The 9,436-nt window shown below is 68.0% G+C and carries 8 protein-coding genes, 1 tRNA gene and 2 pseudogenes; 8 read left to right on the top strand and 3 right to left on the bottom strand.

Annotation, left to right across the window (positions count from 1 at the left end; translation table 11 throughout):
* The 4 genes and pseudogenes from A9X04_RS15730 to A9X04_RS15715 all read left to right on the top strand — a co-directional run.
* Positions 1-990: NDMA-dependent alcohol dehydrogenase (locus tag A9X04_RS15730; protein ID WP_067922023.1), on the top strand; the 990-nt coding region annotated here is incomplete at its 5' end.
* A gap of 26 nt (positions 991-1,016) precedes the next feature.
* Positions 1,017-3,071, top strand: a complete 2,055-nt coding sequence (locus tag A9X04_RS15725) for an FAD-dependent oxidoreductase (RefSeq protein ID WP_067922020.1) — start codon at positions 1,017-1,019, stop codon at positions 3,069-3,071.
* A gap of 14 nt (positions 3,072-3,085) precedes the next feature.
* Positions 3,086-3,505: a ketosteroid isomerase family protein gene (locus tag A9X04_RS15720; RefSeq protein ID WP_067922018.1), complete on the top strand. Its 420-nt coding sequence runs from the start codon at positions 3,086-3,088 to the stop codon at positions 3,503-3,505.
* Positions 3,506-3,542: 37 nt separating this feature from the next.
* Positions 3,543-3,833 (top strand): annotated as a pseudogene (locus A9X04_RS15715) (HIT family protein); the annotation flags it as partial.
* 85 nt (positions 3,834-3,918) lie between these two features.
* Here A9X04_RS15715 and A9X04_RS15710 read toward each other — a convergent pair.
* Together A9X04_RS15710 and phoP are read right to left on the bottom strand one after the other, a co-directional pair.
* Positions 3,919-5,422 (bottom strand): annotated as a pseudogene (locus tag A9X04_RS15710) (sensor histidine kinase).
* Entirely contained in the window at positions 5,419-6,138 is a 720-nt protein-coding gene (gene phoP, locus A9X04_RS15705; protein WP_067201572.1) for a two-component system response regulator PhoP, read from the bottom strand. Before phoP ends, A9X04_RS15710 begins: the two are co-directional and overlap by 4 nt.
* Positions 6,139-6,295: 157 nt before the next feature.
* On the opposite strand from phoP, the gene A9X04_RS15700 reads away from it, so the two are divergent.
* Positions 6,296-7,012 (top strand): hypothetical protein, encoded by a 717-nt coding sequence (locus A9X04_RS15700; protein ID WP_067922013.1) that lies wholly within the window; start codon positions 6,296-6,298, stop codon positions 7,010-7,012.
* A gap of 28 nt (positions 7,013-7,040) precedes the next feature.
* Positions 7,041-7,115, top strand: a tRNA-Thr gene (locus A9X04_RS15695).
* A gap of 460 nt (positions 7,116-7,575) precedes the next feature.
* Here A9X04_RS15695 and A9X04_RS15690 read toward each other — a convergent pair.
* Positions 7,576-8,364 (bottom strand): DUF732 domain-containing protein, encoded by a 789-nt coding sequence (locus A9X04_RS15690; RefSeq protein WP_067922010.1) that lies wholly within the window; start codon positions 8,362-8,364, stop codon positions 7,576-7,578.
* Positions 8,365-8,714: 350 nt separating this feature from the next.
* Here A9X04_RS15690 and A9X04_RS15685 point away from each other — a divergent pair, with 350 nt between their 5' ends.
* The gene (locus A9X04_RS15685) at positions 8,715-8,918 is read left to right on the top strand and encodes a cold-shock protein (protein WP_067922008.1); all 204 of its coding nucleotides are present in this window, start codon (positions 8,715-8,717) and stop codon (positions 8,916-8,918) included.
* Between the two features lie 199 nt (positions 8,919-9,117).
* Positions 9,118-9,255 (top strand): hypothetical protein, encoded by a 138-nt coding sequence (locus A9X04_RS30950; protein ID WP_197509181.1) that lies wholly within the window; start codon positions 9,118-9,120, stop codon positions 9,253-9,255.
* Positions 9,256-9,436 lie beyond the last annotated feature (181 nt).

The raw sequence follows: 9,436 nt of genomic DNA, 5'->3' as shown, positions 1-9,436 counted from the left end.
GTCACCGGCGGAATCCCGATGGCAGGCTTCCCGGTGCTGGGCGGGCACGAGGGTGCCGGCATCGTGACCGAGGTCGGTCCGGGCGTGGAGGACATCGCCCCGGGCGACCACGTGGTGCTGTCGTTCATCCCGTCCTGCGGGCAATGCCCGACGTGTCAGGCCGGCCTGCGCAACCTGTGTGATCTCGGGGCCGGGCTGCTCGGCGGCGCCGCGGTCTCCGACGGCACCTTCCGCATCCAGGCCCGCGGCCAGAACGTCTTTCCCATGACGCTGCTGGGCACCTTCTCGCCGTACATGGTCGTGCACCGCAGCTCGGTGGTGAAGATCGACCCGTCGGTACCGTTCGAGGTGGCCGCCCTGGTCGGCTGCGGCGTCACCACCGGCTACGGCTCGGCGGTCCGCACCGCCGACATCCGGCCGGGCCAGGACGTCGCCATCGTCGGCGTCGGCGGGGTCGGCATGGCGGCGCTGCAGGGCGCCGTCAACGCCGGCGCGCGCTACATCTTCGCGATCGACCCGGTCGAATGGAAGCGGGATCAGGCGCTGAAATTCGGTGCCACCCACGTCTACCCGGACATCAACGCCGCGCTGATGGGCATCATGGAGGTCACCTACGGGCTGATGGCTCACAAGGTCGTGGTCACGGTCGGCGAACTGCACGGCGCCGACGTCGACAACTACCTCAACATCACCCAAAAGGGCGGCACCTGCGTACTGACCGCCATCGGTAGCCTGTTGGACACCAACGTCAACCTGAACCTGGCGATGCTCACCCTGATGCAGAAGAACCTGCAGGGCACCATCTTCGGCGGCGGCAACCCGCAGTACGACATCCCGCAGCTGCTGTCGATGTACAAGGCCGGCAAGCTGAACCTGGACGACATGGTCACCACCCAGTACCGCCTGGAGCAGATCAACGAGGGCTACCAGGACATGCTGGACGGCAAGAACATTCGCGGCGTCATCCGGTACACGGACGCCGACAGGTAACAGCCGCCCCCACCGACTGGGTCCGAATGACCGAGTTCGGGCACCTGCTGGCGCCGGGACGGATCGGCGCCATGACGGTGCGCAACCGCGTCGTCATGTCTCCGATGGAGACGATGTACGGCACGCCGGACGGGCTGCCGTCGCAACGCACCCGCGACTACTTCGCCGCGCGCGCCAGGGGCGGTGTCGGCTTGATCACGGTGGGCGCCACCGGGATCGACCACCACCACCCCGAGACGCCCGGGGGCCTGCACCTGGCGACCGACACGGCCGTCGACGCGCACCGGGCGCTGGTGGACGTGGTGCACGAGCACGGCGCCAGGATCCAGCCCCAGATCGTGCACGCGGGGCCCGACGGCCTGGGGCCCGAGATGTTCGGTGTCCCGTCCCTGGGCCCGTCGGTGATCCCCTCTTACCTCACCGGGCGACCGTCGGTCGAGATCAGCAAGCAACAGCTGTGCGAAGTGTTCGACTTGTTCAAGGCCGCGGCGCGGCGTGCGGTCGAGGCCGGGTACGACGGCATCGAACTGCACGCCGCGCACGGTTACATGCTGCTGGGCTCCTTCCTTGCCCCGCAACGCAATCGGCGCACTGACGACTATCGGGGTGATTCGGCGCGGGGGCGGGCGCGGGTGGTGCTCGACGCGCTCGCCGCGATCCGCTCCGAGATCGGCGACACGCTGCCGATCACGCTGCGGATCTCCGGCTACGAACGAGTCGCCGGTGGACGGCCCATCTTCGAGACCGCGCAACTGGCACCGGAATTCGTGGCCGCGGGCGTCGACGCGTTCCACGTCAGCGGCGGGGTGATCGATCGGCTGGTGACCGGGATGGTCAACGGCGCCGACGACGGCGACGAGCTCAACGTCGGGGCCGCGGCGGCGGTCAAGCAGGTGGTCGACGTGCCGGTGATCGCCGTCGGTCGCATCCACGACCCGGTCAGGGCCGAGCGGATCCTGGCCGACGGGCGGGCCGACTTCATCGCGATGGGGCGCCCCCTGCTGGCCGATCCCGACCTGCCGAGCAAGCTGCGCAACGGTCAGGCGCACCGGATCCGCCGGTGCATCTCCTGTGAAAACTGCATCGACGCAATGGAACAGCGATTCTCCGTGGACTGCGCCGTCAATCCCCGCACCGGCAAAGAACGCGAGATGTCCCCGGCTCCCGCCGCACGGGCCAAGCGCGTGGTGGTGATCGGGGGCGGGCCCGCAGGGCTGGAGGCCGCGCGGGTGGCCGCCGAACGGGGCCACCGCGTGACCTTGTTCGAGCGCAGCGCCACGCTGGGCGGGGCCTTGCGCTGGGCTTCGATCCTGCACCCAGAGAATCAGCCGTTCCTGCGCTACCTGCGTGATGAAATCAACCGCAGTGGCACGGAAGTCCATCTGGGCCAGGATATTTCGGCTCAGGACATCGTCGAATCCGCACCGGACGCGGTGGTGGTGGCCACCGGCGGCCGGGTCGCCGTGCCGGAAGTCCCCGGCTCCGAGCTGCCGCACGTGCGGACGGGGCCGGGGCTACGCGAATTACTCAGCGGGCGAGCCGAATCCGGCCCGGCCTGGCAGCGCCTGGGGGCCGCGGCGCTGGGCGGCTGGCGGCAGCGGCTGGTGCGGCCCGCCGCGGTCCGGCTGGCCAGCCGCGCCTGGATGCCGCTGGGGCGGCGGGTCGTCATCGTCGGCGGCGATCTGGTCGCCCTGGAACTGGCCGAATTCCTGGCCAGCCGCGGCCGGCTGGTGTCAATACTCGAGTCCGGCAGGAACATCGCCCCCGAAGTGGGCAACAAACGCAAGACCGAGCACATGGACCGACTCGACCGGCTGGGCGTCACCGTGCACGTCCGGGCCACCGTGGAGCGGATCACCACCGAAGCGGTGGTATTCGCCCCCGCCGGTGGCACCGGCCGGCGGCTGCCTGCCGACAGCGTGGTGCTGGCCGGCGCCGTCGAGCCCGACACCACCCTGTTCGACGCGCTCGTCGCCGCACTCCCCGGCGCCCAGGTGCACGCCGCCGGCGACTGCACCGGGCTGGGGCTGATCCGCAAAGCCACCGAGGAAGGCGCGCGCGCCGCGTGCGCGATCGAGTGACAGGAGAGATAACCATGACGCAAACCGCCCAATCCCCGGCACTGACCGCGTCGCAGTCATCATGGCGCTGCGCACAGGCCAAAGATCGGGACGGCTGGCTGGCGCTGATGACCGACGATGTGGTCATCGAGGACCCGATCGGCAAGTCCGTCACCAACCCCGACGGCACCGGTGTGCGCGGCAAGGCAGCCGTCGGCGAGTTTTTCGACAACAACATCGCCAAGAACCAGCTGACCATCACTTGCGAGGAGACTTTCCCGTCGAGCTCGCCCGACGAAATCGCTCATATTCTGGTGCTGCAGAGCAAGTTTGAGGGTGGCATGACCAGCAAGGTACGTGGCGTGTTCACCTACAAGGTCAACGATGCGGGACTGATCACCAACATGCGGGGCTATTGGAACCTCGACGTCATGGAGTTCGGCCAGGAGGACTGACGCGGGCTCGTCCGGCCCCCGCCCCTATGCTGGGGCCATGGCGTCGATCTTCACCAAGATCATCAACCGTGAACTTCCCGGCCGCTTCGTCTACGAGGACGACGACGTCTTCGCGTTCTTGACGATCGAGCCCATGACCCAGGGGCACACGCTCGTCGTGCCGCGGGCCGAAATCGACCAGTGGCAGGACGTCGATGGCGCGACGTTCGCCCGGATCATGGCGGTGAGTCAGCTCATCGGCAAGGCGGTCTGCAAGGCCTTCAAGACCGAGCGTGCGGGGGTGATCATCGCCGGCCTGGAGGTGCCCCATCTGCACGTGCATGTGTTCCCCACCCGCCGCCTCAGCGACTTCGGCTTCGCCAACGTCGACCGCAACCCGTCACCGGAATCGCTGGACGAGGCGCAAGCCAAGATCAAGGCGGCCCTGGCTCAGTTGGCGTGAACCGGTTCCTGCGCCGGCACCTCGCTGACGCGCGGCAGCGTGACGCGGAAACGGCAGCCCTCGCCGGGCGAGGTGGTCACCGTGACGGCGCCGCCATGCGCGCGGACCAGCGAGTCGACGATCGATAGCCCCAACCCCGTACCGCCGCTGGCGCGCGCCCGCGACGAGTCGGTGCGATAGAACCGCTCGAACACCCGCGACGCGTCCTGCTCGGTCATGCCGGGGCCCCTGTCGGCCACTTCGAGCACCGCGTCGTCGCCGGCGGTGCCGACCCGCACGGTGACGTCGGCGTTGGTCGGGGTGTGCTGCAGGGCGTTGGCGATGAGGTTGCTCAGCACCTGCCGGATCCGCGGTTCGTCGCCGAGCACCTCAGGGGTGCCCGGGCCGTCCAGCACCTCCATGGCGATGTTGCGTTTCGGATCCATCGCCTGCGCGTCGTGCACGGCGTCGCTGGCCAGCGCGAGCAGGTCGACCCGGTTGTGTTCGAGCGGTCGTTGCACATCCAGGCGGGCCAACAGCAGCAGGTCGTCGACCAGCAATCCCATCCGGCTGGCTTCGCTCTCGATGCGCGACAACAGCATGGCGACGTCGCGCGCGGCGCCCTGGCGATACAACTCCGCGAAGCCCCGAATGGTCGTCAGCGGGGTGCGCAGCTCGTGGCTGGCGTCGGTGATGAACCGCCGCATCCGCTCCTCCGAACCGCGCGCCTTCTCCGCCGAGGACTCCGAGGACGCGAGGGCTTCCTGGATCTGCGCGAGCATTCCGTTGAGGGCGAGCGACAGCCGGCCCACCTCGGTGCGCGGATCACGTTCCGGGACACGGCGATCCAGCTGGCCCGCGGCGATCGCCGCGGCGGTCTTTTCGACCTCCGACAGCGGCCGCAGGCTGCGCTGAACCACCGCGAACCCGGCGATGCCGACCACGACGAGCACCGCGACCCCGATGCCGATCTGCAGCCACACCAGGGAGCTGACCGTGTGTTGGACGTCGGACAGGTCGATCGCGACGGTCGTCAGGCCGTGCGGGCCGCGCACCGACACCGCGCGCCACTGGATGTCCGACCCGTTGACCGACGGCAGCGTCGTCGGGTTGGGGCCCACGTCGTTGTTGGGCGGCAGTGCCGGTTCGGAGTTGCGGTCGTTGATGGCGGTGAACGGGGTGCCGTCGGTGCTGATGCCGCGCACGTAGAACTTGGACGGCGGGCGGCCCGGATCGGGGCCCTCGTAAGGGGGCGGCGACTGCTTGCGCGGGGCCTGCGCCCAGCCGCGCGACGCGTCGAGCAGTGTCTGGTCGATCCGGGAGACCAGGCTGTGCCGCAGGATCGACGTGACCGCGATGCCCGACACGGCCAGGCCGCAGGCCACCAGCACCAGGGTGGCGGCGACCAGCCCCACCCGAAGCGGCAATCCACGTCGATACTGCTTGGCCGTCGAGGGTGACGCTTCGCTACCGGCGGTGACCGACCGCGGGCTCAACGCGGTTCCCGCAACACATAGCCCACCCCGCGCAAGGTATGCAGCAGCCGCTTCTCCCCGGTGTCGATCTTGCGCCGCAGGTACGACACGTAGGACTCGACGACATTGACGTCACCTCCGAAGTCGTAACGCCACACATGGTCGAGGATCTTGGGCTTGCTGAGCACCGTGCCCGCATTGATCACAAAGTAACGCAGCAGCGTGAACTCGGTGGGCGACAACGAGACCGGTTCACCGGCCTTCCACACCTCGTGGGTCTCCTCGTCGAGTTCGATGTCGGCGAAGGTGAGGCGGGCGCTGCGGGGCTCCGCTCCCCCCTTGCCCGCGCGACGAAGGATGACGCGCAACCGGGCAACCACCTCTTCGAGGCTGAACGGCTTGGTCACGTAGTCGTCGCCGCCCAGGGTCAGGCCGGCGATCTTGTCCTGCAAGGAATCCCGGGCCGTCAGGAACAACGCCGGGGCGTCGATACCGTCGGCGCGCAGGCGCCGCAGCACCCCGAACCCGTCCATGCCGGGCATCATCACGTCCAGGATCACCGCGTCGGGCCGGGCTTCCCGCGCCCGGTCCAGCGCCTGGGCTCCGTTGGTCGCGGTATAGACCTCGAACCCCTGGAACTTCAGGCTCACCGAGAGCAGCTCGACGATGTTGGCCTCGTCGTCGACCACTAGGACGCGAGCCTCCGGTTTGGTTTCGCTTGGGGTTGCCGCGGTCATCAGGTTCTTCTACCCCTTGGTTGTACGTTAGCTATGTGAAGATTGTGTGGTTGCTGAGAGCTCAGTGCCAACACTCTGATAGTAGTCTGCCAGGAATCGCGACCGTGGCGTGGACCTGCGCAGCTTGACGCCCTCGCGTCGCGAATAAACTCGTGGGATGAACCTCGCCGCACGCATCGTCTCGGCCGCGACCGCCCCGGCGCGCGTGGGGCTTGCGGCCGCGGACGCCAGCCTGACCGTCGCCAGCGCGGCGGTGGGGGTGGCGAAACGAGCGCTGGGTGACGGCGGTGCCGCCGGAACGACGGCCATGACGTCCATGCTCGGAATCGACGACGCGATCGTTCGCGCCAACCGGCTCGCCCGGTTGCTCGACGACGACGCGCCACTCGGGCGGGCGGTCGCGCCGGACGGACCGATCGACCGACTGCTGCGCCCGGGCGGCGTGGTCGACATGCTCACCTCGGATGGCGGTCTGCTGGACCGCCTGACCGCCGAGGGCGGCGGACTGCACCGCACGCTGCAGCCCGGCGGGCTGGCCGATCAGCTGGTCTCGGAGGACGGCTTGATCGAGCGGCTGCTGGCCGAGGATGGGCTGGCCGATCGGCTCCTGGCCGACGGTGGCCTGGTCGACAAGCTGACAGCGAGAAACGGGCCGCTGGATCAGCTCGCCGACGTCGCCGACACCCTGGCGCGGCTGACGCCCGGGATGGAGGCGCTGGAGCCGGCGATCGCCACGCTGCAGGACGCCGTCGTCGCGCTGACCATGGTGGTCAACCCGCTGAGCAACATCGCCGACCGCATCCCCCTGCCGGGCCGGCGCCGTCCGTCGTCGCGGGCGGTGCGCTCAACGCGCATGATCGACACCGGCGAGTGACCGATTAGGCTTGACCCCGCTTGACCCGGCCTCCTTAGCTCAGTGGTAGAGCACTCGCCTTGTAAGCGAGCGGTCGTCAGTTCAATCCTGACAGGGGGCTCCAATCGCTTAGCCGCACAACTCGACCGGCGGTAGTCGCTCAGGTTTGGCGTCGGTCGCGCGCCGTCAGATTCCGGCGCAGACACTGACGAACGGAATAGGCGCGCAGACGCTGACCCAGACATGTGGCCTGGGGCCGTTGTACGGGGGCGGCGGCGGAGGCGGGGCTGCTGGCGGCGGTGGCGGCGGGGCCAGTGGTTGCGGAGCCTGCGCGAGAACCACACAGCTATCAGATGGTGCGTCGTAAACGGTGCCTTGGCCACATTCAGCGGCTCTACTTACTCCCGGCGACAGACATGTCGTGATGAACACCAGCGCGAATACGGCTGGGACCATGAATGCCAAACGGTTAGCCATGCTGAGCATCCCATATCTCCGTGCAGGGAGATCGTAGTCCCAACAGCATTGCTAGAAAAGGGCCGACCGGTTCCGGGTAGTACCGGCCGTAGCGGGTAGGAAACCGGTTAGGGCCAGCCCGGGATGCCGTCCAGACTTCCCTGGATGCCCTTCAGGTCGCCCTGGATTCCGTCCAGTTGCCGTTGGATGGCCTGCAGATCGGAGAGGGTGTTCTGATAGGCGGGCTGCAGCTGGTCCGCGACGGTGGGGCGAGACTGGGGGCAATACGAGACGATGGCCCCCGCCGTCACTTGCGCGCTTTGATCGGCGTCCCACACCGATGATCGCTGGACGAACTGGACCGCGTCCGCGAGGTTGGGTTGGCGCGCCAGGAAGTCGCAGACCGCGTGCCCTTGGGCCGTCACGTACTCCTGGCTGGGAACCGGTACGCCCTGACGCTTCAGCGCGGTGATGAACGCCGCGTCGGCAATGTCAACGTGCGGTGCGGGCGCTTTCGGCGCCATCCGGTTGGGGGGCGGCGCGGCCGACGCCGGGGTTTCGGTCGGCTGCGCCGATGAATCCTGGTGCTGAACGGTGAACACCACCAGCACCACCGCGGCAGCGACGGCGACCAGCGATAGCGGCATGGCCGCGAAAAGAGCCCGGCGGAACAGCGGGCGCTTACGCCGCCGCGCCCTGCTCCTCGCAGTGTCGCCGCGCGACGGGTTGCCGGCGAGGGTTCCGGCCGCGGGCACCCCCGTCGAGTCGGTCGAAGACGCCCCCGTGTTGTGGGCCAGGAGCTCGTCGAGCAGCTCGTCAACCTCCCAAGACGACAGCCGACCGCCCTGCTCGCGCATGGCGCGGCGCCGCATGGCGATGCGCCGCAATTCTGCGTCGATGGTCTCGCGGTCGCGCATATCAACAAGTTTGCGACTGCCACGGCGTTGTCACAAGCCTCGGGGCACAGGGGCGATCGGGTCAGCGCCCGCAGACCGTCAACGGGTGCCCGCAGGGGTGCCTGACCCATGTGACGCCGCCCCGGCCTCGGCGGTTGCAGCGCGGAAAATTTTGGTGTGCGCAGGCCCGAATCATCGAATCACGCTGTTTATCAAGATTATTCGAGACCCAGGCCCTTTTGATCGCCCATCAGCACTTGACTGCATGAAAAACATTCTGGTGCAGCCGATTAGCGTTCGCAGATGCAGCATGTGCTACGGTTGCCGAGGATGCCCGTCGGCATCCATTCAAAATGAGAGAAGTTGAAGGTATGACACAGGGAACTGTGAAATGGTTTAACAGCGAAAAAGGCTTCGGTTTTATCGCTCCGGACGGCGGCGCAGCAGACGTGTTCGTCCACTACTCGGAAATTCAGGGGGGCGGCTACCGTTCGCTCGAAGAGAACCAACGAGTCGAGTTCAGCGTCGAGCAGGGGGCCAAGGGCCCGCAGGCAGTCGGAGTGACTGCCGTCTAGCGCGAGTTCTACTCCATGTGGGCTGGTGGGAGCTTTCCCGCCAGCCCACAGTGCGTTGCGGGTGTACATTGGTGTGAGCGGTCGCGTTCGCCTTCCCCAGCGATTTCCTACGCGGAGGGGCGCATCTACGAATCGGCCGCTCTTCGCTCCACCACTTCCGTTTGGGCCGAAGCCAAACCAAATCGAGGAGCCCCACTCCATGACATCGTCCGACCTGTTTTCGCATCGCTACGAGCCCGAGGTCGTGTCACGCCCCGCCCGCGATGGAGAACCGGTGCAACTTCCGGCTTTCTCCGACCGCCCCAACAGCGATCCCAGCGCCGCGACGCCGTCGTAGGTGGTGTGACCGGGACCGGGCGCCGCGCTCACCCCGTCCCCCTCGCCTGAAGATCCGTTTCGTCTACTGGTCGGGTGGCGCAACGGGATCGGGCGGCGGGCCGTCCGGCCAGACGATGCGCACCCATCTGCAAGACATCGCCCTGAAGTACCTGTGAGGGCCGCGTGAACACGATGGACAA

It is taken from the genome of Mycobacterium sp. E3247 (genome assembly GCF_001667785.1).
In the GTDB taxonomy this organism is placed as follows: domain Bacteria; phylum Actinomycetota; class Actinomycetes; order Mycobacteriales; family Mycobacteriaceae; genus Mycobacterium.
Note: the sequence above shows the minus strand (reverse complement) of the source record. Positions and strands in the feature narration are given on the sequence as shown.

What these genes read in the sequence shown, in the direction of transcription:
- A9X04_RS15720 (WP_067922018.1), top strand. Translation starts at nt 3,086, where the DNA reads ATGACGCAAACCGCCCAATCCCCGGCACTGACCGCGTCGCAGTCATCA.
- phoP (WP_067201572.1), bottom strand. Translation starts at nt 6,138, where the DNA reads ATGACCGCGGCAACCCCAAGCGAAACCAAACCGGAGGCTCGCGTCCTA.
- A9X04_RS15685 (WP_067922008.1), top strand. Translation starts at nt 8,715, where the DNA reads ATGACACAGGGAACTGTGAAATGGTTTAACAGCGAAAAAGGCTTCGGT.
- A9X04_RS15690 (WP_067922010.1), bottom strand. Translation starts at nt 8,364, where the DNA reads ATGCGCGACCGCGAGACCATCGACGCAGAATTGCGGCGCATCGCCATG.
- A9X04_RS30950 (WP_197509181.1), top strand. Translation starts at nt 9,118, where the DNA reads ATGACATCGTCCGACCTGTTTTCGCATCGCTACGAGCCCGAGGTCGTG.
- A9X04_RS15700 (WP_067922013.1), top strand. Translation starts at nt 6,296, where the DNA reads ATGAACCTCGCCGCACGCATCGTCTCGGCCGCGACCGCCCCGGCGCGC.
- A9X04_RS15725 (WP_067922020.1), top strand. Translation starts at nt 1,017, where the DNA reads ATGACCGAGTTCGGGCACCTGCTGGCGCCGGGACGGATCGGCGCCATG.